The organism is Priestia megaterium (assembly GCF_046599315.1).
Taxonomy (GTDB): domain Bacteria; phylum Bacillota; class Bacilli; order Bacillales; family Bacillaceae_H; genus Priestia; species Priestia megaterium_F.
Genome location: NZ_JBKIKC010000006.1, coordinates 117,681 through 144,670 on the forward strand (window position 1 = coordinate 117,681; position 26,990 = coordinate 144,670).

General features: G+C 37.3%; 26 protein-coding genes and 1 riboswitch. Of the genes, 20 read left to right on the top strand and 6 right to left on the bottom strand.

All coding sequences use genetic code 11. The features are described from left to right. Window positions 1–363 precede the first annotated feature (363 nt). On the top strand, window positions 364–2,775 hold the full coding sequence (locus tag ACLHDF_RS18495; RefSeq protein WP_413920160.1) for a S8 family serine peptidase: 2,412 nt from the start codon (window positions 364–366) through the stop codon (window positions 2,773–2,775). A gap of 39 nt (window positions 2,776–2,814) precedes the next feature. Here the strand turns inward: ACLHDF_RS18495 and ACLHDF_RS18500 are convergent, their stop codons facing one another. Continuing rightward, complete coding sequence (locus ACLHDF_RS18500; protein ID WP_413920161.1) at window positions 2,815–3,591, bottom strand: 3-hydroxybutyrate dehydrogenase; 777 nt, start codon at window positions 3,589–3,591, stop codon at window positions 2,815–2,817. Between the two features lie 82 nt (window positions 3,592–3,673). Then, entirely contained in the window at window positions 3,674–3,955 is a 282-nt protein-coding gene (locus ACLHDF_RS18505; protein WP_413920162.1) for an acylphosphatase, read from the bottom strand. 140 nt (window positions 3,956–4,095) lie between these two features. Between ACLHDF_RS18505 and ACLHDF_RS18510 the strand changes: the two genes are divergently transcribed. Then, complete coding sequence (locus ACLHDF_RS18510; protein WP_413920163.1) at window positions 4,096–5,313, top strand: MFS transporter; 1,218 nt, start codon at window positions 4,096–4,098, stop codon at window positions 5,311–5,313. A 132-nt stretch (window positions 5,314–5,445) separates the two neighbouring features. Next, window positions 5,446–6,456: an LLM class flavin-dependent oxidoreductase gene (locus ACLHDF_RS18515; RefSeq protein ID WP_413920164.1), complete on the top strand. Its 1,011-nt coding sequence runs from the start codon at window positions 5,446–5,448 to the stop codon at window positions 6,454–6,456. A gap of 683 nt (window positions 6,457–7,139) precedes the next feature. On the opposite strand, the gene ACLHDF_RS18520 is transcribed toward ACLHDF_RS18515, so the two are convergent. Further along, window positions 7,140–7,325, bottom strand: coding sequence for a type Z 30S ribosomal protein S14 (locus ACLHDF_RS18520; protein ID WP_413920165.1), 186 nt, complete (start codon window positions 7,323–7,325; stop codon window positions 7,140–7,142). A 214-nt stretch (window positions 7,326–7,539) separates the two neighbouring features. Here ACLHDF_RS18520 and ACLHDF_RS18525 point away from each other — a divergent pair, with 214 nt between their 5' ends. The 8 genes from ACLHDF_RS18525 (at window position 7,540) to ACLHDF_RS18560 (ending at window position 14,063) form a co-directional block, all read left to right on the top strand. After that, window positions 7,540–7,695, top strand: coding sequence for a hypothetical protein (locus tag ACLHDF_RS18525; protein WP_413920166.1), 156 nt, complete (start codon window positions 7,540–7,542; stop codon window positions 7,693–7,695). 316 nt (window positions 7,696–8,011) lie between these two features. Continuing rightward, window positions 8,012–8,191, top strand: a complete 180-nt coding sequence (locus ACLHDF_RS18530) for a DUF3954 domain-containing protein (RefSeq protein WP_413920167.1) — start codon at window positions 8,012–8,014, stop codon at window positions 8,189–8,191. A gap of 513 nt (window positions 8,192–8,704) precedes the next feature. Beyond that, the gene (locus ACLHDF_RS18535) at window positions 8,705–9,211 is read left to right on the top strand and encodes a CBO0543 family protein (protein WP_413920168.1); all 507 of its coding nucleotides are present in this window, start codon (window positions 8,705–8,707) and stop codon (window positions 9,209–9,211) included. A gap of 1,177 nt (window positions 9,212–10,388) precedes the next feature. Next, on the top strand, window positions 10,389–10,637 hold the full coding sequence (locus tag ACLHDF_RS18540) for a hypothetical protein (RefSeq protein ID WP_413920169.1): 249 nt from the start codon (window positions 10,389–10,391) through the stop codon (window positions 10,635–10,637). Between the two features lie 105 nt (window positions 10,638–10,742). Further along, window positions 10,743–11,237: a hypothetical protein gene (locus tag ACLHDF_RS18545; protein WP_413920170.1), complete on the top strand. Its 495-nt coding sequence runs from the start codon at window positions 10,743–10,745 to the stop codon at window positions 11,235–11,237. A gap of 503 nt (window positions 11,238–11,740) precedes the next feature. Beyond that, window positions 11,741–12,370, top strand: coding sequence for an alpha/beta family hydrolase (locus ACLHDF_RS18550; protein ID WP_413920171.1), 630 nt, complete (start codon window positions 11,741–11,743; stop codon window positions 12,368–12,370). A gap of 27 nt (window positions 12,371–12,397) precedes the next feature. Next, complete coding sequence (locus ACLHDF_RS18555; RefSeq protein ID WP_413920172.1) at window positions 12,398–13,114, top strand: AraC family transcriptional regulator; 717 nt, start codon at window positions 12,398–12,400, stop codon at window positions 13,112–13,114. A 64-nt stretch (window positions 13,115–13,178) separates the two neighbouring features. After that, on the top strand, window positions 13,179–14,063 hold the full coding sequence (locus ACLHDF_RS18560; RefSeq protein ID WP_413920173.1) for a DMT family transporter: 885 nt from the start codon (window positions 13,179–13,181) through the stop codon (window positions 14,061–14,063). Between the two features lie 37 nt (window positions 14,064–14,100). On the opposite strand, the gene ACLHDF_RS18565 is transcribed toward ACLHDF_RS18560, so the two are convergent. After that, complete coding sequence (locus ACLHDF_RS18565; protein WP_413920174.1) at window positions 14,101–15,720, bottom strand: ABC-F family ATP-binding cassette domain-containing protein; 1,620 nt, start codon at window positions 15,718–15,720, stop codon at window positions 14,101–14,103. Window positions 15,721–16,221: 501 nt separating this feature from the next. Between ACLHDF_RS18565 and ACLHDF_RS18570 the strand changes: the two genes are divergently transcribed. Genes ACLHDF_RS18570 through ACLHDF_RS18580 form a run of 3 tightly spaced genes read left to right on the top strand, consistent with a single transcriptional unit; the run spans window position 16,222 to window position 20,128 of the window. Then, on the top strand, window positions 16,222–17,799 hold the full coding sequence (locus tag ACLHDF_RS18570; protein ID WP_413920175.1) for a spore germination protein: 1,578 nt from the start codon (window positions 16,222–16,224) through the stop codon (window positions 17,797–17,799). Window positions 17,800–17,802: 3 nt separating this feature from the next. After that, complete coding sequence (locus ACLHDF_RS18575; protein WP_413920176.1) at window positions 17,803–18,930, top strand: spore germination protein; 1,128 nt, start codon at window positions 17,803–17,805, stop codon at window positions 18,928–18,930. Next, window positions 18,914–20,128, top strand: a complete 1,215-nt coding sequence (locus ACLHDF_RS18580) for a Ger(x)C family spore germination protein (protein WP_413920177.1) — start codon at window positions 18,914–18,916, stop codon at window positions 20,126–20,128. The genes ACLHDF_RS18575 and ACLHDF_RS18580 overlap by 17 nt, the downstream gene beginning before the upstream one ends. Window positions 20,129–20,282: 154 nt before the next feature. Here the strand turns inward: ACLHDF_RS18580 and ACLHDF_RS18585 are convergent, their stop codons facing one another. Further along, window positions 20,283–20,723 (bottom strand): YtoQ family protein, encoded by a 441-nt coding sequence (locus ACLHDF_RS18585; RefSeq protein WP_025752263.1) that lies wholly within the window; start codon window positions 20,721–20,723, stop codon window positions 20,283–20,285. A 179-nt stretch (window positions 20,724–20,902) separates the two neighbouring features. Between ACLHDF_RS18585 and ACLHDF_RS18590 the strand changes: the two genes are divergently transcribed. The 3 genes from ACLHDF_RS18590 (at window position 20,903) to ACLHDF_RS18600 (ending at window position 24,180) form a co-directional block, all read left to right on the top strand. Then, on the top strand, window positions 20,903–21,817 hold the full coding sequence (locus ACLHDF_RS18590) for an ABC transporter ATP-binding protein (RefSeq protein WP_413920178.1): 915 nt from the start codon (window positions 20,903–20,905) through the stop codon (window positions 21,815–21,817). Continuing rightward, the gene (locus ACLHDF_RS18595; RefSeq protein ID WP_413920179.1) at window positions 21,810–22,577 is read left to right on the top strand and encodes an ABC transporter permease; all 768 of its coding nucleotides are present in this window, start codon (window positions 21,810–21,812) and stop codon (window positions 22,575–22,577) included. The genes ACLHDF_RS18590 and ACLHDF_RS18595 overlap by 8 nt, the downstream gene beginning before the upstream one ends. 101 nt (window positions 22,578–22,678) lie before the next feature. Then, window positions 22,679–22,785, top strand: a riboswitch (SAM riboswitch). An 84-nt stretch (window positions 22,786–22,869) separates the two neighbouring features. Beyond that, complete coding sequence (locus ACLHDF_RS18600) at window positions 22,870–24,180, top strand: Na+/H+ antiporter NhaC family protein (protein ID WP_413920180.1); 1,311 nt, start codon at window positions 22,870–22,872, stop codon at window positions 24,178–24,180. Between the two features lie 39 nt (window positions 24,181–24,219). On the opposite strand, the gene ACLHDF_RS18605 is transcribed toward ACLHDF_RS18600, so the two are convergent. Further along, on the bottom strand, window positions 24,220–24,348 hold the full coding sequence (locus ACLHDF_RS18605; protein WP_413920181.1) for a hypothetical protein: 129 nt from the start codon (window positions 24,346–24,348) through the stop codon (window positions 24,220–24,222). 124 nt (window positions 24,349–24,472) lie between these two features. Between ACLHDF_RS18605 and ACLHDF_RS18610 the strand changes: the two genes are divergently transcribed. The 3 genes from ACLHDF_RS18610 to splB all read left to right on the top strand — a co-directional run bounded on the left by ACLHDF_RS18610 (window position 24,473) and on the right by splB (window position 26,904). Beyond that, complete coding sequence (locus tag ACLHDF_RS18610) at window positions 24,473–25,432, top strand: LacI family DNA-binding transcriptional regulator (protein ID WP_413920182.1); 960 nt, start codon at window positions 24,473–24,475, stop codon at window positions 25,430–25,432. Between the two features lie 84 nt (window positions 25,433–25,516). After that, the gene (locus ACLHDF_RS18615) at window positions 25,517–25,765 is read left to right on the top strand and encodes a transcriptional regulator SplA domain-containing protein (RefSeq protein ID WP_016764006.1); all 249 of its coding nucleotides are present in this window, start codon (window positions 25,517–25,519) and stop codon (window positions 25,763–25,765) included. Between the two features lie 110 nt (window positions 25,766–25,875). Beyond that, on the top strand, window positions 25,876–26,904 hold the full coding sequence (splB, locus tag ACLHDF_RS18620; protein WP_413920291.1) for a spore photoproduct lyase: 1,029 nt from the start codon (window positions 25,876–25,878) through the stop codon (window positions 26,902–26,904). Window positions 26,905–26,990: the final 86 nt, after the last annotated feature.

Sequence of the window (26,990 nt, forward strand, 5' to 3'; positions counted from 1 at the left end):
ATAATAAAAAAATTCTTTAAGCAAATGAATGTAAAGTAGGAATGAATTCTTGATAGCAATGGCTAAATTAACAGAAATTCGTCGGTATTCTTGTATATTCATCTAATCTCTTCATAATTTTAGGAATAAAAAAGTTTGCAAAAGATGAAAAACAGACAAAATTCTTCATTTCTTGAGCATTAGTGCTTAGTTTGCAAGAATATACAAAATGATTCAATAGACTCAAGGATTTTATAGTAATATATAGAACTTCCATACTATTCTAATTTTTAGCTCACTAGCTAAGTGAAAGATGCGTGTGTTCTGGGGATTAAGACATACATAGTAGCACGAATTATAGAGAGAAATGGAGAGGGAAGAACAATGAAAAAAGTATCAATTCGGGCTGTATTAAGTACGGTAGCATTTTCGGTTGCTTTATCTTCTTTTGCAATGGGAGCATCCGCTAACGGAAATTCAAAGCCAGCGCTTGAACCGTCATTAGTTAAAATTCAAGGAGACTATAACTTAAAGTCAGCAAAAAAAGTAAAAGTTATTGTGGAGTTAAATGAAGAATCTGTAGCGGAAGCGAAGAAAAAAGGAGTAGCACAAAACAAAGGAAAGATTAAAAAAGCGCGCGACGAAGTGAAAAAAGAGCTTTCAAAAGCTTCTAAAACTTCTAAGGTAAAGCGAGAATATGACCAGGTGTTTTCAGGATTTTCAGCGGAACTTCCGGCAAATGATCTTGAAAAATTAGCAAGTTTGCCTGGGGTAAAAGCTATTTATCCGAGCGTTGAATATCACACAACGGAAGTGAAATCAAAAGAAGTGAGCGCGGAGGAATACGGATCTGAAATGGATAAGAGCATCTACTATGTAGGAGCAGATCAAGCGTGGAAATCAGGATATACAGGTAAAAATATGACTGTAGCCGTTATTGATACAGGCGTCGATTACGACCACCCGGATTTAAAGTCAGCGTTTGAGAAATATAAAGGATGGGATTTTGTTGATGACGACAAAGACCCTCAAGAAACGCCGACTGGGGATCCAAAAGGCGAAGCGACAACGCATGGGACGCACGTAGCGGGAACAATTGCAGCGGACGGGAAAATTAAAGGGATAGCGCCTGACGCTCATTTACTTGCTTATCGTGTATTAGGCCCAGGAGGAACGGGAACAACAGAAGATGTGATAGCCGGTATTGAACGAGCGGTAGAGGACGGGGCGGATATAATGAATCTGTCGCTTGGAGATACGATTAATAATCCTGATTTGGCAACGAGTATTGCGTTAGATTGGGCAATGGAAGAAGGAGTAGTTGCCGTTACATCAAATGGAAACAGTGGACCAGCTAACTGGACGGTAGGCTCTCCGGGAACGTCTCGTGAAGCTATTTCAGTTGGTGCAACTCAGCTTCCTTATAATTTGTATAAAACGACATTAACTGTAGATAACGCAAGCTATGCTTCAGCTGAAGTAATGGGGTTTCCAAATGATAAGGCATTACTAGATGCAAGCGGTAAAAATTATGAATTTGTACCTGTCGGACTTGGAAAACCAGAAGACTTTGAAGGGAAAGATGTAAAAGAAAAAGTAGCGGTTATTTCTCGAGGTGACATTGCATTTGTAGATAAGGTTGACAATGCAAAAAAAGCTGGTGCTGTTGCCACGGTGATTTACAACAATGTAGAAGGAACGATTCCTGATATTCCAGGTACATCTTTGCCAAGTATTCGCCTATCGAAAGCCGATGGACAAGCTTTGGTAGCTTCTTTAGCAAAAGGATCTGGCACGGGCTCTTTTGCTGCAGCGTTTGATCAGACAGTTGATGAAACAATGGCTGACTTTTCATCTCGCGGACCGGTTGTGGATACGTGGATGATTAAACCAGACATTTCAGCACCTGGAGTAGATATTATCAGCACGGTGCCAACAAATGATCCAAGCAACCCTCATGGATATGGATCAAAACAAGGAACAAGTATGGCCGCACCGCATGTAGCAGGAGCAGCAGCGTTAATTTTACAGGCGCATCCAAATTATAAAGTAGAAGACGTAAAAGCATCTCTAATGAACACAACGGAACTGCTTCGTGATCGCAATGGGCTGATTTATCCTCATAATACGCAAGGTGCAGGAAGCATGCGTATAGTAGATGCAATTAAAGCGAAAACTCTTATTACACCAGGAAGTCATTCGTACGGTGTATTTTATAAAGATAAAGGGAAACAAGTAGAAAAACAAAGCTTCAATATTAAAAATTTATCAAATCACAGTCAAAAATACTCGATCAAAGTAAAGTTTAAGAAAAGCCATCAAGCAATTGACGTTAAATTAACAAATGATTTAGTCATTAATGCAGGAAAAACACAAAAAGTAAATCTAAATGTAAAAGTAGATGCAGGGAAATTATCTCCTGGCTATTACGAAGGTACAATTACCGTAAGTAACAATAAAGAAACGTATGATGTTCCAACAATCTTATTTGTAAAAGAGCCGGATTATCCTCGCGTCACTTCTGCTTATGTAGATGTGCTTGGGAACGGATCATTTGAATACGGCAGTTATTTACCAGGGGGAGCAGAGAAGCTTAGCTATTACATTTACGATGCAACGTTAGAAAAAGGGGAATTGTTAAGTTCGTATACGAATGTAGCAAAAGGATTCTCTAGCGCAACGTGGGACGGGAAAATTAATGGTCAAGCCCTGCCAGCGGGAACGTATTATTTATATGCGGAAGCAGTGAAAGCAGGACAAACGACGGGTTCTTTAGGAGAATTTGAAATTAAATAAATAAAAAAGAGAGTGCCAGTCTAACTGACACTCTCTTTTTTATTGAGCCGTATACCCTCCATCGATTACAGCAGCTTGGCCGGTTACGCCTTTTGCCAAATCACTTGCTAAAAACATTGCATAATCTGCAATTTCATCGACAGCAAGCAAGCGTTTTTGAGGAACAAGAGGATAAATGACTTCTTCTAGTACTTTTTCAAGCGCTACATTTCGCGTACGCGCTAAATCTTTTAATTGATTTTGAACAAGCGGCGTATCAACATAACCAGGACAAATAGCATTTACCGTAATGCCGTGCTCTGCACCTTCAAGAGCAGCCACTTTCGTTAAGCCAATCACGCCGTGCTTGGCACTGTTGTATGCCGCTTTTCCTGAGAAACCGATCAATCCATTAATGGAAGACATGTTCAAAATACGGCCGAATTTTTGCTTTTTCATAATAGGAAACGCATGCTTAGTCGCAACAAAAGGTGCAACAAGCATAATTTTCGTTAAAAGTTCAAATTTTTCAGTAGGAAATTCTTCGAGCGGGGAAACAAATTGCATGCCAGCATTGTTAATCAATACATCAAGGCGTCCATATGTTTCAACCGTTTGAGCAATCATTTGTTCAATATCACTTTCGTTTGTTACATCTGCTTTAATGCCCAATGCCTCATAGCCTTTTGTCTTCAATTTTTCTGCTGCTTTCATAACTCCATCTTCATTCAAGTCAGTTAAGACAACAGTCGCTCCGTCTTCAGCAAAGCGCTCACCAATTTGATAACCAATACCTTGAGCTGCACCTGTAATTAACACAATTTTGTTTTCAACCATCGTTTTTCCCCCTTCTATGTAGATGATATAAAATCGCTTACTTTTCCATTTTATCAAAAATTATCTTGATTTAGCGAGTTTTTTAACTGTACTTCACGCGAAAAGAATGGGTGTGTGAAGGGGTGTTTACTATCTTTACTTCCACATCGGTAACAGAAGCGAACGGAGAGGGACCTCTTTTAATCTCGTTAATAAATTTTTGGATGTCTTTTTCTTCACCTTCAGCATCAATTTCTACTTTTTGATCGTCTCGATTTCGTACCCATCCGTTAATGGAACATTCGATTGCTTTTAGCTGCGTGTAGTGTCGGAAACCTACCCCTTGAACGCGTCCATCTACAATCATATGCACATGTTTTTTCACTGTTCTCACCTCACAGGCAATTTTCCCTTTTTTATAAAAAGAAAACAACTACAATCTCAACTTTCGCTGTATAATAGAGAAAGACATTGTAAGACTTTAACAGTTATAATGTAGATTAAATTAAGAAAGAAGGGTTATGAATGCAAGCAGCAGCAAGAACGCAGCAAGCGCAGCCGGCGACGATTTACCGTATTTTATTTGCTATTAGTCTAGGACATTTTCTAAATGATTGTATGCAGTCCGTTATACCGGCACTTTTTCCTGTCCTTGAAAAATCGATGAATTTAAACTACACGCAAATCGGTTGGATTGCTTTTGCTTTAAACATGACATCATCGATTATGCAGCCGGTCTTCGGTGTATTTGCCGATAAGCGTCCCTCGCCATTTTTATTGCCAATTGCAATGTGCCTAAGCATGATTGGTATGGTTGGACTCGCTTTAGCGCCAAATTTTTATTTTGTGATTATATCTGTCTTATTTGTAGGATTCGGATCAGCTATTTTTCACCCGGAAGGTTCTCGCGTAGCGTATATGGCAGCAGGAGGAAAGAGGGGGCTGGCACAGTCTATTTACCAAGTTGGTGGAAATACCGGACAGTCGATGGCGCCTCTGTTTACGGCATTTATCTTTATCGGACTTGGCCAGTTTGGAACGATTTGGTTTACATTAATTGCAGGTATCGGCGTAGTGGTTTTGTATGGCGTTTCTAAATGGTATAAATCAGAGTTAGCTACTCGCCAACGCTTGAAGAAAAAGCAATCAGATGCTTCATTTACGATGAACAAGCAAATTATTTTCGCGGTTGGACTTTTAATTTTTCTTGTTTTTGCACGTTCATGGTACGGAGCAGGCATACTCAATTTCTTTCAGTTTTATATCATTGAAAAATTTAATTTACCTATCAAAAGCGCTCAGCTTTACGTTTTTTTATTTATGATTGCAGGAGTATTTGGAACATTCTTTGGGGGTCCGCTTGCCGATCGTTTCGGAAAACGAAATATTTTATTGTTTTCTATGTTAGGGTCAGTACCATTTACTTTATTGCTGCCTCATGTTTCTCTGGGAGTCGCAGCACCTCTTTTAGTGCTAATCGGCTTTATTCTTCAGTCAAGCTTCAGCGTCACGGTCGTTTATGCTCAGGAACTGATGCCGGGGAAAATCGGATTGGTTTCCGGATTGATTGTAGGGCTTGCTTTTGGAATGGGAGCTTTAGGAGCTGTTATATTCGGTAAATTGGCCGATGTATTCAGCCTTCAGTTTATTATGCTGTTTTGTAGCTATCTTCCTATTCTAGGGTTGTTAACATGGCTGTTGCCGAGTGATAAGCGTGTGAAAGAAATGCACGCAACAAAATAAGAAAAGGAAAAAGCAAACGCTGCTTAGCGTTTGCTTTTTTTCTATGAGCGTGAAGCAAATTTCAAGACGAATTCATATTTTTCTCCTACAATAGAGACAATAGAAACTGAAAATCGAAAGGAAGAATCACCTATGATTAAGCTAAGCGTATTGGATCAGTCTCCTGTTTCAAGCGGGTCAACTCCAAAGGAAGCGTTAGAACGTACGGTGGAGCTGGCTAAATTAACGGAAGAGTTAGGCTACCACCGCTTTTGGGTAGCGGAACATCATAATACGAACGGTCTTGCAGGCTCATCTCCGACACTTTTAATGACGCACTTGGCTTCTCAGACGAGCCGAATCCGAATTGGGTCCGGAGGAGTTCTTCTTCCTCAATACAGCCCGTATAAAGTAGCAGAAGATGCTCAACTGCTTGAAAATCTGTTTCCTAATCGAATTGATTTAGGTCTTGGACGCTCACCGGGAGGAGATGCGCTGACTCGATTAGCGCTTACAGATGGAGCCCGTAAAAGCCTCAATGAATTTCCGCGTCAAATTCAGGCGTTAAAAGGACATCTTGAGCATAATTTGCCGTCTGATCATCCGTATTACGGGGTGACAGCTTATCCGTTAAGTGAAACAAAGCCAGAACTGTGGCATCTTGGTATTAACAAAAGAGGAGCAAGGTCAGCCGCTGAACTAGGCATCTCTTTTACGTTTGGACATTTCATTTATTCAGTTGGTGGACAAGAAGCCATTCGTCATTATAAACAAGAATTTATCCCTTCTTCGTATCAATCAAAGGCTAAAACCAACGTATGTGTATTTGTTGTATGCGCTGAAACAACAGAGGAAGCCGAGAAGCACGCTAAAACGTTGGATGATTGGCTGTTGAAAGTAGCCAAAGGTGGAGACACAACAATTTCATCGATAGAAGAAGTGTACAATCGTTCTTATTCAGAAGAAGAGCTCAAAAAAATGAGCAGCAATCGTCCACGTATGATCGTAGGAAATCCCGCTGAAGTAAAAAAAGAATTAATTCAGCTGCAGCAAAAATACAGTAATGAGGAATTTTTAATCATTACAAATATCCACGACTATGAAGCGAAAAAAAAGTCTTATGAATTGCTTGTAGAGCTATTTCCTCAACCCTCATTTTTTTAAGAAAAAGATGGGGGTTGTGAGGGGATAATAGGCGCTTGCTCTATTTTTGCCCTACTAATTACTTAGATAATCGTCTAACTTAGTAATGTTTTCATTAAGAGGTAATTTTTCTATAACTAGCGGATCATATCCTATTAAGCAACCACCGTAAAAATGCAAACAACATATTTTTCTTTATACCAATCTAGTGCTTCTTGTAAAACTGCTTCTTTTACATTTAAAAAAGAAGCAGTTTTATATCGACTTGTACAATTTTTGTAAAAGGCGATCCTATTTCCCTTAGCTTAATAAATAGGTTCTCCGAATACTGCTATTCCATTGCCGGAGCTACACTAGGAACTTATAGCTACTTATCTTTAGGGAGGTCGCATGTAAATATAAATAAAAAGCCCCTTCTTAAAAGCAGAGATTATTAAAGTGCTGATATAAGTGCGTTTTATAAATTTTCATTCTAAATATCTAAGGTTAAGAAGAAAAAAGAGATGCCTGGCTAAAACATCTAAGTGAAATACATGGATTACCAATATACTATAAGTAAGCCCCTTTTAGAACATAAAAAAGGTTCCTGCTAGAAGTAGTCTTGATAAAATCAATATGAGCAAGTAATGTATTAGAACTAAGACAAAGATATAACTATGTATATTTTAGAATAATAAAAAACCCTCCAAAAATAAGGAGGGTTTTTACCAGCTTGCTTTTTTAACTCCAGGAATTTGTCCTTTATAGGCAAGTTCACGGAAGCAAATTCGACAAAGCTTAAATTTACGTAAAACGGAATGAGGGCGTCCACAACGCTCACATCGTGTATATTCTCGTACTTTAAATTTTTGATCATTTGAATGTTTTTCAATTAGGGCTTTTTTAGCCATAGTGTTGCCTCCCTTTAATTAATGTATGATGTGGGATAGCGAAGTTATAATATTATATCTCAAAATCAGATGAATTTCATTGGTAATTTTTAGGCGTGTTTAAGGCGTAAAAAGTAAGGTGGGGGGATGATTTAATGGACATCATGATTGGTGAAAAATATAAGATAACATTAGATTCACGTAACGTTATTTTAAAAAGGATAAAGAAGGTAATATGACTGCAGAAGAGACCTTCAAACGAATTAGTTATTACAACACTCTTAATGGAGCTTTAAATGCTCTCATAGAGAAAGAAATCAAGGACAGTGACGCAATTAGTCTGGAAGAGTTGAAAAAGCATATAGCAGGTGTAAAAGAGGATATTTTTTAAGCTTTGAAGTCGGTGAAGGTTGAAAGTGCGGTAAATGTGTAAAAGGAGGGCTTATTGTCCACAGCTTAATGGGCTCTCCAACTGCTTCGATTCCGAAGTCATAGCTACACTTGGGACGTATAACGACTTAGCTTTCGGTTGGCCCCATGTAGGGATAAATAAAAAAGACGCTTGGTCGGAAGCGTCATATGGATAAAAAGGTAAAATAATTTTATAAAAGGTAGTAATTCCATTATACAATACCTTTTACGAAATTTAACCAGGAACATCTTCCCAGTGAGTTTACTGAAATTATAATATGAGAAGGTATTTTCTGGTGAGTGTAAATACAGAGAAAATGACCGCTGAAATAGATTTGATGAATAATAAAAAAATGTACGTAGTGAAAGATGACCAGTTGATTGAACATAATCTACCACATTATGGAGAAGTTGTTGTAACGATGATTAGTGGAAAAACCGCATTTATTGATACAAAGATTAAAAGAAAGATTTAAGGAGGTGCCTCTGACGGGATTCGAACCCGCACTCCTTTCGTAAGCATAGGCTAGGGGAGAACACGCTTCCCTACGGATTTTCACCTGCCTCAGCTAATTTGCTTTTCGGTGCTTCTGAAACCCTTGCCTTGCGATCCGGTGGCTACAATTGTTTTCTGGCGCTCTTCCCTTCTAAAGCCACAGAGGCATTTTTTGTCGATTATATGAAGGGAAAGTGATTTTATCAACAAGTTTTTTAATATCTAAGCCTTAACGGAGAAACAGAGGGCACTGGGTAAGCAATAGCTTATTTAGTGTCCTTTTTATTTTATAAAAGGGAATATGACCATGAATCCAACTCTACGTAGCCAGTTGAAGCGATGGAAGAAAGGTAAGGACGCGGCTGAAAAAGGGAGAAAACGTAATAAAAGAAGAAAAATCGTTATCAGAAAAAGATAATTAAGGAAGGATAGAGAATTATTACATTGATTATTTTCTATAGAGTATACTATCCTTTGGAAGGAGTGAATTTTAATGAAGAAGAAAAATTTTGATAAAAATTTTTTGCGTGTAATTTTAATTACGAACCTACTTGTCATAATCCCTCTTATCCTTAGGAAACCGCCAATAAAAGATTGGCTATTGGTATATATATATAATGCTGCTACGAATGGTATAGTCGATAAGGCTCTTACTACCTATAAAATAGTTCAATATCCATCCCGGTTTTTACCAAGATTATTTAGAACCCACATTTTATTTGATTATTTAATATACCCAACCTTTACAGTCCTATATAACCAAATGACAATAAAAGATAAGCCTTTTGCTATTATTTATAAACTGGTTCTAATTACGTTTCCTGCTTTTTTGGTTGAGTTATGGGCAGTTAAAAAAACAGATTTAATCAAATGGAATAAAGGCTGGAAATGGTACCATACATTTGGCGGTGTTATTATTAAATCTTTAATTACAAGATCATTTATTGGAGCTGTAAGGCGTATTGATAGTAAACAGCAAAAGATTACACCAAAAAGTTAAAGTATGACCGTTATATGTATGGGAGAAAAGTGAGAGGATTATGAATGAAAGACGAAAGGTTATTTGGTATTAAGGATGTTATTATGGTATTAACGAAAAATACTTAGTATAAGAAATATCAAGTAGGTAACTTTATAACTGTTGGTTAGTAGTTTAAGGTCCTACTAATTAATATCCTTTTTTCTCTATTGTAGACGCAGCACCTTTGCTCAGGGTGCTGTTTTCTATTTTACGTATAAACTTTAAAAAGAAACACATACTATATATAAATGATCCACTGTTCCCTTAGTTGGTGAATGGTTTCTCCTTTCAAAGAAGAAGTTTTTAAGAGCACCCTTTTCTAAGGGTGTTTTTATTTTAAAACATGTTAAACAAATGTTTCCAGTGTAAATGGAAATCAGTAATTTAACCCCTTATGATCTTGTTTATTATAAAGGGCTTTTATTATGAAATTTCAAAGTGGATTTGGATTTCCGCTGCCAAAACTAGGTTCTGCAGGAGTAGTTGAACTAGGAATCGTAGCAGAAGAGTCTTGAGAACTTGTTGTTGAATTCGAGTTAGGGCTAGCATTTGATCCCAAGCTTGTTTGTGGATTAGAATTTGTACTTGTCATGGGGCATACTTGGCCTACGTTGCCAAGAATAATGGTTCTCCCCGGTACATTACCAATTGTAAGTGAATTGATATAAGCAGGTATATGTTTTCACCCTTTCATTATTAATGAAGAAAATAGAATGTAGCTTAAAGTATGTTTAGGTTGTCAAATTTGTATAGACGGGCTAGAAAAATTGGCCAACTTATTATTACAATTTTAAAAATGTATAATTTTTAAAAAGGAATCCATACTATACGTAAACAGCTGACTCCTTTGGCTGAAGAATCGTAACTCCTTAAAACAGTATCGTTTAAAAAACATCCTTCTTTAGGGGTGTTTTTTAATTTAAGGTATAATTCTTGTGAAGATAGTTAATCATAGGTTTGTTAGCTAACTCCTTTCAGCTAGCTAGAGTCTACATTATGCATTGCTATTGTCTAATAAGAGGCACCTCACAAATGGGGTGTTTTTTTATTTCGTGCAATCAATAAAAAGACTATGATTCAAACTAAAAGAAAAGCTTTCATACCTTAGTCTTAATGAGAGCTTTTCTTTACAAGTTAAAACAAAGTAGGTGATTACATGTTTTACTCTAACTTTTATACTCCTTTTAACCATGCTTTCTACCCTTATTTCATGCCCTCTTTTGGACGTCCAACTGGATATGTACTTTCAGCTGAAGGGGAAGTTGATAACTGGTGGGGAAATTATCCTTTAGGGAATCCTGCTAAAGCCCCAAAACATCTTCCGTATGGAGGTGTATTTCAAGGAGTTGGTGGGCCCATACCAACTGCAGGCAGTCTTGTTCCTTACAGCCTAAGGACTTATTAGTAAAATATAAGGAATTAAAGGATGCTGATTCATCAGTGTCTTTTTTACTTTTAGAAAGAGGTAATTTGTCATACCTTGTCGTATTAATATGCAAGGAGGGATAGTATGAATAACAAAATCAATAAAAATGAAGTAGAAGAAATTATTGAATTTTGTACGGAATTAAGAAGCAACTATCTTGGAATGAAAAATGAGGAGAAAAAAATTTTAAAGCAACAAAATGCTTTTTTAATTAGTGTTCTCGAAAAAATGCATCGAGAATTTGTATGGTTAAAACAAAATAACTATAATTTTGCAAATCCACGCATACCAGATCACATATCTACAAAAGGTCCTGTACTGGGGAAGTCTAAGGAAGGATCAAACATTTATGTTTATGATATTGAAAGTGGATATTTAGTAGAAACTGCAAGGTATGATGAATTTAAGCAGTATCCTATACAAAGTTTAAAAATTATTGAAGAAGGACTTTTTGAAGTTGCAATGGAAGGACTGGTGTATGCAAAAGGACTTTTAGAAGAGCGTAACTATAAAATTAATAAAAGAATAACTGATTTGAAATCACAACTTAAGAAATACGATGAACTATTAAATGACTGATAAGCAGTAAAGAAACGCTTTACATATAGCAATAAATAACATTATATAGATGAGGGATGCTGCTTAGTCAGTGTCCTTTTTTATTTGGAAGGATAATTAATGCAATCATCAAACATAAAGTATAGGTTTGCCACTGGCTGTTATTTCACCATTCAAGCAGATGATCCAACAAAGGTAAATGCTACATTGCATATTAAGTGGTATGCATATCCTTTATTGCTTTGGAAGAAAGTATATGAAACATCTTTATTGAAAGTTAAAATAGTACCCTGATTATTCCTTCTAGCTTAAAGATAGGTAATAGGGCAAAAATATTTGCCCTATTTTGCCCCACGTAATTTAATTTATAATGATATGTTATGAAAATTAGAACCTACTAAAAGATAATTAAATAGCTCTACAATAGCTGAATCACACACTATAAAACCCGCTTGTTTTTTTAAGAGAAAGATGAGGTTTTTTTACGAAATTAAATGTTAGAATATTTAAAAAGGAGGAGTAATATGCACATAGATAAGAAAAGTGTAAGCAACCAAACTCATACAATTACCTATACACACATTAAAACGGGAGGATCAAGCATTTGTTTTATGTTTTCAGGCCTAGGCTATACATATGAAAAGCCGCTATTGTATTATATAACGATGCTTATGTTAAAACACGGGACTGATGTTGTTCATATTCACTATACATATCCAAAAGAGCTGATAACAAAATCTACAAATGAGATCTCAGACTTTATGATGCAAGATATTGATTTAGTTCTAAATGATGTTTTATCTCACGATGACTATACGAATATCATATTTGCTGGGAAATCAATTGGCACAATTCCGCTGATTCAGCGAATTATGAGAGATGAAGCCTACAAAGACGCAGTGATGCTTTTACTGACGCCGCTTTTAACCAGATCAGAACTATTTGAAAGCATACGAAAAAGCGAACATAAAGGTCTTGTTGTAATAGGGAGTCGTGATCACTATTATAATGAATCAGTCTACCAATTAAAAACAAACACAATGAATATTGCAGTCATCGAAAATGCCGATCATTCATTGGATGTTTTGTATTCTCCGGTGGAATCGTTAAAGGCGTTGGAAACCGTTTTGAACGGCATAGAAAGGCTTCTATGAAATAGAAGATAAGGAAAGGAGAACGAAATGGATACGCTACGTGAAATTATTTGCGAAAAAAGAGCCTACACCTATTCACCTCATACTCATGATCATAACTACAGTCAGCTTCTGTTTCCGCTAGCGGGGGTTCTTGATATTCAAGCAAGTGAGCAGCACTTAACACTGCAAGAAGGGTGCTTTTACATTCCGCCTCGTCAGCTGCATACGTATCAAGCTAAACATACAAATGAATGTTTGGTCGTTGATATTCCTTTGAAGTTTACAGAAAGTGCCCACCTTTCTCAAAAAGCAGCTTTTATTCAATGGGATTCAACATGGAAAGCAATTCGCTACCTGTTCCTTGATCAGCTTCAGAAAAAAAGTGAAAAAGGGGCACTTGGAGATTTAGTGCGTTACGTTCAGCATTATTTGCCAAAAGAACAAACGTTTAAATCTATTGATTACCTTCATGCTAACTTTAATCAAGAGCTAAACATAGAAAGCCTTGCTAAGTTGGAAAATTATCACCCTGTTTATTTTTCCACTTGGTTTAAACAAAAAACGGGTTACTCGCCTCAAAGTTATGTAGCGCATATACGTTTAAATAAAGCAAAAGAACTATTAAAAGAGACCAGCTACTCGGTAACTTATATTGCGCATGAAGTGGGCTATCACAGCTTGTCTTCATTCACTAAATGGTTTGCAAAACAAGAAGGAATCTCACCTAAGCAATATCGAAGTATCTTAAAAACAGACAAGTAACATCATAAAAGTGGAAAAACTTTTTTCTTTCTTTTAGTTATGATAAAAGAAAGGAGATGGAAACATGAATCATTCATTATCAAAAATAATTATTTTATGTGCCGCTGTATTATGGGGAACAACAGGAACTGCCCAAGCTTTAGCATCTGCTGAAGCGCATTCTGTAGCGATTGGAGCCGTACGTTTAGCTGTAGGGGGACTGTCACTTCTTGCAGCTTGTCTTATTCAAAAAAAGAAAGTGGATGTAAAACAGCTTCCTATTCTACCTCTAACGGTTGCTGCAGTAAGTATGGCCGTTTATCAGCCGCTGTTTTTTTCAGCTGTTATCAAAACGGGTGTTGCAGTAGGAACGATGGTGGCAATCGGCAGTGCCCCGGTTTTGTCAGGAGTGTTAGATTACATAGTGTATCGCAAAAAACCTACTAAAAAATGGTTGCTTGCAACGTGTACTGGTATTATAGGATGCTGCTGTTTATTGTTAAAAGAAGATAGTCAAATCGATATGATAGGTTTGGGTATGGCGATAGGAGCAGGGGCGTCTTTTGCTTGCTACACGACTGTTAATAAAAGCATTGTTCAGCATGTTGATCCGCAAGTGGGTGCTTCTCTTGTATTCACAGCGGCCGCTGTTTTGCTGATTCCATGCTGGTTTATGTATGATATGAGCTGGCTGATCTCTTTAAATGGAATAGGCATTGCTCTTCACTTAGGAATACTTACTACGGCTCTCGCTTATGTATTATTTTCTACAGCGCTTAAGTCGGTGCGTGCGTCTACCGCCGTGACGTTATCGTTAGCAGAGCCCGTTACCGCTTTTTTACTGGGTGTATTTTTGCTGGGGGAATCCCTGACTTTGGTAAACATATGCGGAGCAGCACTAGTGTTTGCTAGCTTAGCTTTTTTGACCTATTCTCCGAAGTCATCGCTGAATCAAGAGGTGCATATATAAAAACATCCCCTTTCTTTAAAGAAAGGGGATGTTTTTATTAAGCGTACATGCTAGCTACTTGTTTTTGAAGAGCGCTGTCTTCTAAATATTCATCATACGTCATTTGTTTGTCAATTACTCCGTTTGGCGTAATTTCAATTACACGATTTGCAATCGTTTCAACGAACTGATGATCATGAGATGTGAAAATCATTGAACCTTTGTAGCTGATAAGTCCATTGTTTAGTGCCGTGATTGATTCTAAGTCAAGGTGATTCGTAGGATCGTCTAGTAAAAGAACGTTTGAACCGCTTAGCATCATTTTAGAAAGCATACAGCGAACTTTTTCTCCTCCGGAAAGAACGTTTGCTTTTTTCAATACTTCTTCACCAGAGAATAGCATTCTACCTAAGAAACCGCGTAAGAAGCTTTCGCTTTGGTCATTAGGTGAATACTGACGCAGCCAGTCTACTAAGTTTAAATCTCCGTTTTCAAAGTACTCGGAGTTGTCTTTTGGGAAAAAGGCTTGAGACGTTGTCACACCCCATTTGTACGTGCCGCTGTCTGCTTCCATTTCACCCATTAAAATCTTCATTAATGTTGAATTTGCAAGTTCGTTGCGTCCTACAAGAGCAATTTTGTCATCTTTATTCATAATAAAGCTTACGTTATCAAGCACTTTTACGCCGTCAATTGTTTTTGTTAAACCTTCAACGCGAAGTACGTCATTTCCAATTTCACGTTCCGGCGTGAAGTTTACGTATGGATAACGACGAGAAGAAGGGCGGATGTCATCTAATGAAATTTTATCAAGCAATTTTTTACGAGACGTTGCTTGTTTTGATTTCGATGCATTTGCGCTAAAGCGAGCGATAAAGGCTTGAAGCTCTTTAATTTTTTCTTCTTTTTTCTTGTTCGCATCTGACGCCATTTTTTGTGCTAATTGACTTGATTCATACCAGAAATCATAGTTACCAACGTAGATTTGGATTTTACTGAAGTCAAGGTCAGCAATGTGCGTACATACTTTATTTAAGAAGTGACGGTCATGCGATACAACAATGACTGTGTTTTCAAAGTTAATTAAGAACTCTTCTAACCATTGAATTGCTTGGATATCCAAGTTATTCGTAGGCTCATCTAAAAGTAATACATCAGGTTTTCCGAATAAAGCTTGCGCAAGAAGCACTTTTACTTTTTCACTACCTGTTAGTTCAGCCATTTTTTTGGCATGAAGATCTTCAGAAATACCTAATCCTTTTAAAAGAATAGCTGCTTCCGATTCTGCTTCCCAACCGTTTAATTCAGCGAATTCACCTTCAAGCTCAGCTGCTTTCATTCCGTCTTCATCTGTGAAGTCTGCTTTCATATAAATAGCATCTTTTTCTTGCATAACTTCATAAAGGCGAGCGTGCCCCATAATAACGGTTTTCATAACTTCTTGATCTTCATATTCGAAGTGGTTCTGTTTTAAGACAGCAAGGCGTTCGCCAGGGCCCATATGTACATCACCAGTCTGAGATTCAATTTCACCAGATAAAATTTTTAAAAACGTTGATTTTCCAGCACCGTTTGCGCCGATTAATCCATAACAGTTACCAGGCGTGAACTTAATATTCACATCTTCAAATAACTTTCGGTCGCCAAATCGTAAACTTACATTACTAACTGTAATCATGTATGAGCAGTCCTCCAAATTCAATATCTATAAAATTATACCATTCTTTTTATATAAGAGCGATACGAATACACTATTTCAAACATAAAGTGTAACTGACACTTTAAGTGCTCGTCAACCATTTAAGGGATTTTTTGAGCGGTAAAGCCTGATTGTTCTAGCATTCACCAAAACATTGAGCGGCAAACCAGCACGTCTAAGCCTTCGGTAAGCAGCTCTTTTTTTTTAGATAGATGTTGTATTCCTTTGTATAAGAAACAAAAAGAAGAATAATACTACCTGGTAAATAAAAGAATTTCTATGAAGTAAACAATGATATTTTACGGCTGCTTATTTCTAGAATTGCTTTGTTATAGACATAAATAGGGTGATTATCATGTGGAAATTAATTGTTTCCTATCTTCCAGAAGGGCCGGTTTTTATACAAGCAGTTCTGGTTTTTTTCATCCCGTATATAATCTACAAATTATTAAGCGGGATTCGTAATTCAGAGGAAGAGTGATGAAAGTGAAAAAGTGGAGATCAACAATAAAAAAAATAGGAAACCATGCGAATGACAAGGAAAACAAACAGGAATTTACACCTCAAAATTCATCTAATCATGTTACTGATCATTTAGCTTTAACTCTAGAAGTAGTTAGAAATGAAATTGGTCATAACTCCGACGTTCATTTTCGGGAGTTTATTATAGGACGCACCGGCATTCAGGCAGCTATTATTTTTGTAGAAGGGCTATCCGATAAAGAGCTTATTGAAAAACATATTTTGTCATCATTGATGGCGGATTTTTCAAAAGAATACCAACAGGATCAGCTTTACGTAAAAGAAAATCTTTCAAAGCAGTTTATTAAAAGCCAAGTGTTATCAATCGGTGATGTAGAAGAGGTTCATTCCATTAAAGAATTAACATCAAAAGTTTTAACGGGATCTACAGCGCTTTTAATTGACGGGTTATCACTTGCCTTAATTCTTGGTACAAGCAAAGTAAAAACAAGGACGATTGAAGAGCCCGTATCAGAAGCATTAGTGAGAGGTCCAAGAGTAGGCTTCACTGAATCTTTAAGCGATAATACTTCTCTATTAAGAGGAAGCGGAGATATTGAAAATTTGTCGCTAGTGAAATTTCAAGTAGGAAAGCGTTCCAAAAAAGACTTAGTTGTTGCTTACATAAAGGAGATTGTTGATCCAGAACTAGTTGAAGAAGTAGAAAAACGAATTAAAAAAATTGATCTTGATAATGTGCCGGAGTCAGGATATGTTGAACAGCTTATTGAAGATAATTACCTTAGCCCCTTTCCTCAGGTACAGAATACGGAGCGGCCCGATCGTGTAATTGCTGCTTTGATGGAAGGGAGAGTAGCCATTTTATTAGACGGGACGCCTTTTGCTTTGATTGCCCCAGTTACGTTTAGCATGATGTTACAGTCACCGGAAGATTATTATGAAAGGTGGATTCCCGGTACATTCATTCGTTTTCTTCGTTATATCGCAGTGGTTCTTTCCCTTTTTACACCGGCTTTGTATATTGCGTTTATTTCATTTCATCCAGGATTAATTCCGACTAAGTTAGCTATTTCTATTATAGGATCAAGGTCTGGTGTTCCGTTTCCAGCCCTTATCGAAGCCTTATTTATGGAACTATCCATCGAAATTTTGAGAGAAGCCGGACTCCGATTACCGAAACCAATTGGTCCAGCAATGGGCATTGTCGGTGGGTTAATCATTGGAGAAGCTGCGGTGCAGGCAGGAATCGTTAGCCCTATTTTGGTCATTGTAGTGGCGTTGACTGCCATTTCATCGTTTTCTATTCCGCAATATAGTGTAGGAATTACATTGCGTATTCTTCGCTTTGTAGCCATGCTTTGTGCGGCCATACTTGGATTATATGGCGTCATCTTATTTTTCCTTTTCCTGATGAGCCATTTAGTGAAACTAAAAAGTTTCGGCGTACCTTATATGAGTCCAGCTGTTCCTTATCGTTTAAGTGAGTGGAAAGACTTGATAGGCCGTATGCCTCTGATGATGATGAAACGACGTCCAAAGATGATGCACACCAAAGACCCTCTACGAAAAGGGTAGCTTATGATGAAAGGAAATGGGCCGTTAGAAATGATAAATTCAAAAGATCGTATCACGACGCCTCAAACAACTATTATTATTACCAACTTTATACTTGGAACGGGGATTCTTACCTTGCCCCGGGCAGCTGCGGAAAAAGTGAAAACACCAGATGTTTGGTTAACTGTTATTTTAGGGGGGATAGTTACCATGATAGCAGGGGTAATCATGGTGAAATTAAGTCAACGCTTCCCTGAAAAAACCTTTTATCAATACAGTCAAGAAATTGTAGGGAAATGGACAGGAAAGTTATTTAGTTTCCTCATGATAGGTTATTTTTTGACACTTGGTGGGTTTCATGCTCGTTCATTGGCAGAAGTAACAGGGTATCTATTGTTGGAAGGAACCCCCAAATGGGCTATTATTATGCCATTTATGTGGGCAAGTCTCTATCTCATAAGAGGGGGAATAAATCCAATTGCCCGTATATTTGAGATTATATTACCTATTACGGTTATTCTTTTTTTACTTGTTGCCTTTATGAGTATCAAAATATTTGAAGTAGATAATCTGCGCCCGGTACTAGGTTCAGGTATCACGCCGGCGCTAAAAGGGATAAAGACAACAGCTCTTGCATTTACTGGGCCTGAATTTATGCTTTTAATATTGGCATTCATGAAAGAGCCAAACAAAGCAGTAAAAGCTGTACTAGTTGGTACTGCCATTCCTTTGTTTCTTTATGTTATTACCGTCGTGATGGTTATTGGAGCGTTCTCAGTGGATGGAGTCGTTACGAGAACATGGCCTACGCTAGATTTGATACGAAGTTATGAATTAACTGGGTTAATCTTTGAACGGTTTGATTCCTTGTTGCTGGTGGTATGGATTATGCAAATGTTCACTTCTTTTAATGTTAACCATTACGCTGCTTCATTAGGGCTATCTCAACTTTTCCAAAAGAACGTTCATCCATTTATGTATGGTGTGCTTCCAGTTATTTATCTCATTTCCATGATCCCTAGAAATATCAATGATGTATTTAAATTAGGAGATATGGTTGGCAACGCTGCCCTGATTTTATTTGGTTTTTTGCCGTTGCTGCTTCTTATCATTTCAAAAATAAAGGGGAGAAAGTATGAGACAAGCCTCTAATCACGTACAATTCTTCTTATCGGTTTTACTTTCTGTTTTTTTACTCTTTTCTCTGGCGGGCTGTTGGAGTAGTCATGAAATTGAAGAACGAAGTTTAGGAGTAGCTGTGGCTCTTGATAAAGCTAAGGAGTCCATAACTGAAAAAGAATTTGATGAACAAGAAGAAGAGTATCCCAAAAAGAACTTGATTACGTCAACCTACCAACTGATCACCCCACAAGTGGCAAGTTCAACAACTGTCCAAGGAGGGTCCCAGCAGAAGGCTTACGTGAATATGGCTGAAACGGGAGATTCCATTCATCAAATGGCCCGTGAATTATCATTGAGAAGAGAGACTTCCATTGCCAGCCAACATCTAAAAGTAATTATTATTGGCGAGGCTCTTGCACGAACGTATAGCTTAGGAAAATTAGTGAATCAATTTCTTCGTGATAATGAGATTAGACCAAGCTGTCTTGTACTTATTAGTAAAGGGAGAGCTAGCGACGGGTTAGAATCGAAGACAGCAGGAGAGATCCCGGCATTTCGTTTGTCTGGAATGGTGGAAAATGCGTATCGAACAACGAGAATTTTACCTCCCATGTCGCTCATTAAATTAGAGAGCAATATTCAATCAGGGACTAGTTTTCTATTGCAAAATGTATTATCCGCAAATGGAGAAATCAAATTTGCTGGTGCGGCCATAATTAAAGGGAAAACAAACAAAATGATTGGTTTTTTGAATGAAGAAGAACTAGATGGTCTGACTTGGATCACAGGAAAAGGGAAAGGCGGGCTAGTGAAAAGCTTTGATAAAAAGACCGGTCAGCTGATTGTATATGAAATAGAATCTATGAAAAGTCATATTGAACCTCATATTAAAGGAAATAACATCTCCTTCAATGTGCATATTGAATCAGAGGGAAGGCTATCTGAAAATTGGGTGGTCTCAGGAAATCCTTTAAAAAATCAATTTTTACAGAAGGTGCAAAAAAACTCAGAAAAAAAAGTGAAGCAACTCGTAAGAAACACGGTAGAAAAAATGCAAAAAGAATATAAAGTCGATGTGGCCGGGTTCGGAAATCAATTGAGAATTAAGAGGCCCAGAGTATGGATGAGGGTTAAAGACAATTGGGATCAAACGTTTAGTGAAGTTCCAATTAACTATGATGTGAAATTAACGATTAAAGATTATGGAACGTCAGGATCAAAAAAGTGAGTAGCTAAGTATAATTTTGTTTGTTTTGATGCTAAAAATGAAAGAAGCTCAAAGGAATAACCTTAGAGCTTTCTAAAAAAATATTTCCTCCTAGTAAGGAACTTGAGGGATAAATGAAAAATAAGAGCTGTCCAGAACCGACAGCTCTTATTTGTTATTCAAAAATATAAGCTAGCGCTTGAAGAGCTTGTTCTGGCGTTTCGACTACAACTTGCGCTTTATTTGATAGTTCTTTAAGCGGGTGGTGCAGTTTTTCAGGGCGAACCAAAATTAGCGGTTTATCTAATGCAATGGCTGTCGCCGCATCCATTGCGCTGTTCCACTGCTTGTATTTTTCGCCAAATAAAGCAATGACCACATCAGATTTTTTAAGCAGCACCTGCGTACGTAAATTATTAATTTGAGAAGCAGCTTCATCTTTTAAGACAGCGTTGGGCTGTTTTCCTAAAATTTCTTCTCCAATGTTGTCGGAGCGGTCATGGTCTGTCATCGGACCCACAAACGTAAGGGGAAGGTTTAATTGTTCGGCTTGGTTTTTAATTTCATCTCGCCAGTTATCGTGAATTTGCCCAGCGAGGTATACGGTTAAGTTCATTATGTAAAAGTCCTCCTCTAACTAATATTTAATATTTGTTTTATTTTAGCAAATGTAAGCGGATAATACGAATGATTTGAATGGGGTGCTTTACCAAAAAAATAAGGTTATGGTAGACAAATAGATAAAAAAGAGAAACAATAGAAGGCGTATTGCTAATTATAGAAAGGATGTACATGATGACAGAAACAGTGCTACAAGTAGATCATGTCAGTAAAGTAATTGGGAAGAAAACCATTTTGCATGATGTATCCTTATCGGTTAAGCGCGGTGAAATTTTTGGGTTACTTGGTCCAAACGGATCGGGAAAAACAACCTTAATTCGTACCGTAGTAGGACTGATTAAGGAAACAAATGGAACGATTACCGTCAATGGCTTTCCTTTAAAAGAACAGTTTACATCAGCCATGAAGTCAATTGGAGCGATTATTGAAAACCCGGAGTTTTATGATTATCTGACGGGCTATCAAAATTTAAAACACTTTGCGAATATGCATGAAGGCATCACACCCGAACGTTTAGACGAAGTGATTGCTTTAGTAAAGCTTGAAAACAGCATTCATGCAAAAGTGAAGACGTATTCTCTTGGAATGAGGCAGCGTTTAGGAGTAGCTCAAGCTATCTTACATAAGCCCGCATTGCTTTTACTCGACGAACCAACAAATGGACTAGACCCAGCGGGAATGAGAGAATTTCGTACATATTTACAAACACTTTGTACAGAAGAAGGAATTTCAATCTTAATCGCGAGCCACTTATTAAAAGAAGTAGAAGCACTATGTGACCGCGTTGGTATTATTCAAGACGGTGAGTTAAAAGCCATTCAAGATCTATCTCCAAATCGTCAAGATCAAGGAATGTATGTAGAATTTGAAGTGTCTGACGCGCAAAAAGCAGCGGATCTTTTATCACAAGAATTTGAAGTAACAACAATGAGAGACAATAGTATCGACATAGCGATTGTGAAAGAGCAAATTCCAGCTGTGAATAGAAAATTAGTGAACAGCGACATTTTAGTTTACCGAATTACTCCTGTTTATGAGACGCTTGAAGATTCGTTTATGTCTGTTACGGAAGGAGAGCACCATGCTTAAGTTAATTCAAAATGAACACATGAAATGGTTTCACAAAAGAAGTACAAAAATCACGTTTATTACAATCGGTATCTTAACTCTTTGTATGGCTCTTTTAATGAAGAAAGTGGCAAACAGTGCAGGAACAGAAGAAAACATTTTGAACTTCCTGTCATTTAGTTCAGGTATGCTGATTCTTGTTCAATTTTTCGCGCTTGCTGTAGGAGGATCGATGGTTTCAAAAGAGTTTGAAGCAGGTACTATTAAGCTTCTTTTAATTCGCCCAGCTAGACGCTCAACGATTTTAATGTCCAAGTACATAACGCTCATTTTAATTAGCTTGTATTATTTACTGAGCTATTTACTTTTTTCGTTTGTATGGGGAGCGCTGTTCTTTGGGTTTACCAGTTTAGAAGGAGATGCGCAGCTGCTTAAAAATATTACGCTTACGTATGACAGTGCGTATATGGAAACGTTCATGATGATGACGTTCGCTTTTATGCTGTCTTCTTTATTTAGAAACAGCGCGCTTGCTTCAAGTCTAGCTATTGTCGTAAGTATCGGTGCGAAAGCTGTAACCCGACTAGTGTCGGAGCTAGGTTTATGGTGGGGGAAGTTTTTACTGTTCGCCAACACGGACTTTATACAGTATATGGACGGAATGAAGCCTATGTTTGACGGAATGACGATTCCATTTTCAATCTTTATTTTAGTAGCGCATTTTGTATTCTTTATGGGCGTAGCATGGGTAGCGTTTTTAAAGCGAGACGTAGCTAATTGATGTAAGAATTTTCAAACTATATATTTTTCTAAAATAGCATTTGACAATTAAATAAAAAGAGATTACATTAGTGAAAGACTATTTTTAAAACAACTATAAACTTCTTATCAAGAGAGACGGAGGGACTGGCCCGGTGATGTCTCGGCAACTGGCTGTAAGCAGTGCGGTGCCAAATCCAGCAGGCGATGTTTCGTTTGGAAGATGAGAAGGGTAATCTTATGATACAAATAAGAGACCTTTTCTTATCAATAAGAAGAGGTCTTTTTTAATATGTAAACAAGAGGTGTTAAGAATGGAACAACAAAAAGGAAACGGCTGGGCGCTGTTGCCGCTGGGCGTCTTTTTAGTCCTGTTTGTCGGATCAGGAATTATAACGGGAGATTTTTATAAGCTGCCTGTATTAGTAGCCATTATTATTGCGGCCATTGTGGCGCTGGCTATGAACCGAAAAGATTCACTTAATGTAAAAGTTGAACGCTTTGCTAAAGGAGCAGGGCATCCTGATATCATTATTATGGTGCTTATTTTTATTTTAGCAGGTGCATTTTCTGAAGTTGCTAAAGGCATGGGAGCTGTGGATTCAACGGTAAACTTAGCGCTTTCTGTTCTTCCGCAAAGCTTAGTCGTAGCAGGAATATTTGTTATTGGCGCATTCATTTCAATTTCAATGGGAACATCAATGGGAACGATTGCTGCGCTAGGGCCTATCGCTGTAGGAATCAGTGAGCAAGCGCATGTTTCTGTTACATTAGCAATAGCCGCCGTTATTGGCGGTGCGATGTTTGGTGATAATTTATCCGTTGTTTCTGATACGACCATTGCAGCAGTTCGTACGCAGCAAACAAATATGACAGATAAATTAAAAGTAAACTTTTTTATTGTACTACCTGCAGCGATCGTTACGGTGATTTTATTGCTTGTAATGACGCTTGGCAACGCGTCTTCAGTAGAAATTAAAGATTTTAGCTGGTTTAAAATCTTGCCTTATATCGGCGTACTAGTAGCCGCAATATTTGGCGCAAACGTATTAAGTATTTTAACCGGAGGAATTGTACTAGCCGGCGTGATTGGATTAGCTGACGGAAGCTACACGCTTTCTTCTCTTGCCAAAACTGTGACAGAAGGTATTGGTGGAATGTCGGAATTAATTATTTTATCTCTTTTAATTGGCGGAATGGTTGAGCTAATTCGTTATAACGGCGGTATTAATTTCTTATTAAACTTATTAACACGACGCATTCAAACAAAAAAAGGCGGAGAATTCAGTATCGCTGGATTAGTAAGTTTAACAAATTTAGCAACGGCTAATAATACGATTTCAATTATTACGGCAGGTCCGTTAGCGAAAGAAATTTCTGATAAGTATTCAATTGATAATCGTAAATCAGCCAGTCTGCTCGACTTGTTTTCATGCAGCGTTCAAGGTCTTATCCCTTACGGTGCACAAATGCTTCTAGCAGCAGGATTTGCTAAAGTTTCACCGATTGAGATTATTCCATTTACATTCTATCCAATGTTAACAGCGGTTTGCGGTATTATTGCAATTGTAATTGGGTTTCCTCGTTTAAATAAAAAGTCAAAGTCATCTAAAGAAGCTGCGTAATATCAAGCCCTTAAAAAGAATGTTCTTTTTAAGGGTTTTTTACTGTTTGAAGAAATCAACCGGCATTTCTTTATCTAACTCCTTCCAAAGCGTCTCATTTTGTTTAAGTGCATAAGCCGCTCCTCCAATCTCAATTCCGCATAATAAAATGAATAATAAAATACCCATGAAATGACCTCCTTACGTAAATGAATAAAAACACGATTGTAACGGGTTTAGCTTATTGCTATTTCACTTTATAATGAGAATAAAGTATGAAACGCGTTTCAGCGCAAGAGAAAAAGGTGAAAACATGACAAATATCCGAGATATCGCAAAAAAAGCTGGTGTATCTGTTTCAACTGTATCCCGAGTGCTAAATCATCATCCGTATGTAAAAGAAGAAAAACGCCGGCTAGTAGAGCAGGTTATTCAAGAACTTAATTATGAACAAAATATTAATGCAGTTCATTTATCAAAAGGTAAAACAAATATGATTGCCGTTGTCTTGCCTTTTATCAACCATCCGTATTTCAGTCTGCTTTTAGAAGGAGTGGCATCTCAAGCGTTAGAAAAGCAGTATCAGCTTGTTATTTGTCAGACGAACTATGATGTAAAAAAAGAAGAAGAAGCGCTTCATATGCTAAAAACAAAGCAAGTTGATGGAGTCATTATTTGTTCTAGAGCAAGCAGCTGGAGCACAATTGAATATTATCAGCAGTACGGGCCGATAGCCGTGTGCGAAAACGTACAGAATCGTTCGATTCGCTCCGTATACGTTGATCATTATGTAGCCTTTAAGCAGGCGCTTATGTATTTAAAAGAAAAAGGATATACGGAAATTGGCTATTGTATTGGAAGAATGACGGGTACAAATAGTCAACAGAGGCAACAAGCATACAAAGAATATATAGAGAGAATAAATCAGCCTTATCATTCAGAATGGGTTTTTCAAGGCTGTTTGAACGTGACAGATGGTGAAAAAGTGGTAAAAAAATTAGTGCAGATGAAAAATCGGCCTCAGGCGCTTTTAGTAACAAACGATCAAGTAGCTATCGGAATAAAAGCTCAGTGCGAACAAGCTGGTATTTCAGTTCCTGGCGATTTAGCTATCATTGGTTTTGATAATCATCCACTTTCTTCTTATTTACAAATCACAACGATAGAACTTCCTCTTAAAGAGATGGGAGAAACACTTTTTACATTAGTCGGAAACAAGGTGACTCAGAAAATTGAGCTCCCTTTTCGATTGATCGAGCGTAAAAGTGTATAACTCTTCAGGGTCTTACGACGTGTTTTTACCGGATAAAATGAGTAAAAGCGGACATCATACGAGTAAAGAAAGAAGAAAAGGATGATGATCGTGGAGAAAAAAGAATATCAAGTTGGAGATCAAGTATTTGTTATTTACCGAAATCCTCATACGGCAAATGTTGCTAATATCAATCAAGCCGAAATTGTTGAGCATCCTGAAAACAAAGGTGAAAAAGCGCTGTTTTTACATGAGTCTTATCATTTATTAGCTGAAGATGATGCCGTGTATTCAACGTATGAAGAAGCAGAAAAAATGTATAACAAGATATTTGATTATGAACAATATGATTGACACAGGGTTCTTCTAAACGAAGAGCCTTTTTTTTTGAAAAATAATTGCCAAGGATAGAGTCTTTTTGTTTTTCAAACGCTACTAGTATCAGAAAAAAGGAAGTGTACATGATGATAAAACCTTTTGTACCTCAGTTAGTATACATTGAGCCTGGAGCAATGGAGTACCCGCTTGGTGTTCAATTAAAAGAAAAATTTGAAAATATGGGAATTGAAATTCGTCAAACAACTTCTCATAATCAAGTGCGTAATATACCGGGAAAAAACGATTTGCAAAAATATCGCAATGCCAAATCGACTTTAGTAGTTGGCGTGCGTAAAACGTTGAAATTTGATACATCTAAACCTTCGGCAGAATATGCAATACCTTTTGCAACAGGATGTATGGGGCACTGTCACTATTGTTATTTGCAAACAACAATGGGAAGCAAACCATATATTCGCACGTACGTGAATGTTGAAGAAATATTAGATCAAGCAGAGCAATATATGCAGGAAAGAGCTCCTCAAATAACGCGTTTTGAAGCGGCTTGTACATCCGATATCGTGGGAATTGATCACTTAACACATTCGTTAAAGCGTGCTATTGAATATTTTGGGGAAAGTGAACTTGGTCAACTGCGCTTTGTAACTAAATTTCATCACGTGGATCATTTGTTGGATGCTAAGCATAATGGCCGCACACGCTTTCGCTTTAGCATAAATGCAGATTATGTTATTAAAAACTTTGAACCTGGTACATCTCCTCTTGATTATCGAATTGAAGCTGCCAATAAAGTCGCAAAAGCTGGATATCCACTTGGCTTTATTGTTGCGCCTATTTACATTCATGAAGGATGGCAAGAGGGATATCGTCAGTTGTTTGAAAAGCTTGATGCCTCTATACCTGAGACATCAAGAGATGATATTACGTTTGAAATGATTCAACATCGCTTTACCAAGCCAGCCAAACGGGTGATTGAGAAAAATTATCCGAAAACAAAGCTGGAGATGAATGAAGAAAAGCGTCGCTACAAATGGGGACGTTATGGGATTGGAAAGTATGTATATGCAAAAGATGAAGAACAAGAATTAAGAGAGACATTGGAATATTACATTGATCAATATTTTCCAAATGCGAAAATCGAGTATTTTACGTAATTATTCTACAGTAATTGAAAAGTTATTTTAAAACGTTAGTCAAAATAGCTTTTCAATTTTTAATGTTAAAAATAAATTGCTTGCTA

Coding starts and splice junctions, on each gene's coding strand:
- ACLHDF_RS18525 (WP_413920166.1), top strand. CDS start 7,540: ATGACTGCAGAAGAGACCTTCAAACGAATTAGTTATTACAACACTCTT.
- ACLHDF_RS18615 (WP_016764006.1), top strand. CDS start 25,517: ATGATCGTGGAGAAAAAAGAATATCAAGTTGGAGATCAAGTATTTGTT.
- ACLHDF_RS18575 (WP_413920176.1), top strand. CDS start 17,803: ATGATGAAAGGAAATGGGCCGTTAGAAATGATAAATTCAAAAGATCGT.
- ACLHDF_RS18560 (WP_413920173.1), top strand. CDS start 13,179: ATGAATCATTCATTATCAAAAATAATTATTTTATGTGCCGCTGTATTA.
- ACLHDF_RS18565 (WP_413920174.1), bottom strand. CDS start 15,720: ATGATTACAGTTAGTAATGTAAGTTTACGATTTGGCGACCGAAAGTTA.
- ACLHDF_RS18585 (WP_025752263.1), bottom strand. CDS start 20,723: ATGAACTTAACCGTATACCTCGCTGGGCAAATTCACGATAACTGGCGA.
- ACLHDF_RS18605 (WP_413920181.1), bottom strand. CDS start 24,348: ATGGGTATTTTATTATTCATTTTATTATGCGGAATTGAGATTGGAGGA.
- ACLHDF_RS18535 (WP_413920168.1), top strand. CDS start 8,705: ATGAAGAAGAAAAATTTTGATAAAAATTTTTTGCGTGTAATTTTAATT.
- ACLHDF_RS18545 (WP_413920170.1), top strand. CDS start 10,743: ATGAATAACAAAATCAATAAAAATGAAGTAGAAGAAATTATTGAATTT.
- ACLHDF_RS18580 (WP_413920177.1), top strand. CDS start 18,914: ATGAGACAAGCCTCTAATCACGTACAATTCTTCTTATCGGTTTTACTT.
- ACLHDF_RS18495 (WP_413920160.1), top strand. CDS start 364: ATGAAAAAAGTATCAATTCGGGCTGTATTAAGTACGGTAGCATTTTCG.
- ACLHDF_RS18515 (WP_413920164.1), top strand. CDS start 5,446: ATGATTAAGCTAAGCGTATTGGATCAGTCTCCTGTTTCAAGCGGGTCA.
- ACLHDF_RS18570 (WP_413920175.1), top strand. CDS start 16,222: ATGAAAGTGAAAAAGTGGAGATCAACAATAAAAAAAATAGGAAACCAT.
- ACLHDF_RS18590 (WP_413920178.1), top strand. CDS start 20,903: ATGACAGAAACAGTGCTACAAGTAGATCATGTCAGTAAAGTAATTGGG.
- ACLHDF_RS18550 (WP_413920171.1), top strand. CDS start 11,741: ATGCACATAGATAAGAAAAGTGTAAGCAACCAAACTCATACAATTACC.
- splB (WP_413920291.1), top strand. CDS start 25,876: ATGATAAAACCTTTTGTACCTCAGTTAGTATACATTGAGCCTGGAGCA.
- ACLHDF_RS18520 (WP_413920165.1), bottom strand. CDS start 7,325: ATGGCTAAAAAAGCCCTAATTGAAAAACATTCAAATGATCAAAAATTT.
- ACLHDF_RS18500 (WP_413920161.1), bottom strand. CDS start 3,591: ATGGTTGAAAACAAAATTGTGTTAATTACAGGTGCAGCTCAAGGTATT.
- ACLHDF_RS18595 (WP_413920179.1), top strand. CDS start 21,810: ATGCTTAAGTTAATTCAAAATGAACACATGAAATGGTTTCACAAAAGA.
- ACLHDF_RS18540 (WP_413920169.1), top strand. CDS start 10,389: ATGTTTTACTCTAACTTTTATACTCCTTTTAACCATGCTTTCTACCCT.
- ACLHDF_RS18600 (WP_413920180.1), top strand. CDS start 22,870: ATGGAACAACAAAAAGGAAACGGCTGGGCGCTGTTGCCGCTGGGCGTC.
- ACLHDF_RS18610 (WP_413920182.1), top strand. CDS start 24,473: ATGACAAATATCCGAGATATCGCAAAAAAAGCTGGTGTATCTGTTTCA.
- ACLHDF_RS18555 (WP_413920172.1), top strand. CDS start 12,398: ATGGATACGCTACGTGAAATTATTTGCGAAAAAAGAGCCTACACCTAT.
- ACLHDF_RS18510 (WP_413920163.1), top strand. CDS start 4,096: ATGCAAGCAGCAGCAAGAACGCAGCAAGCGCAGCCGGCGACGATTTAC.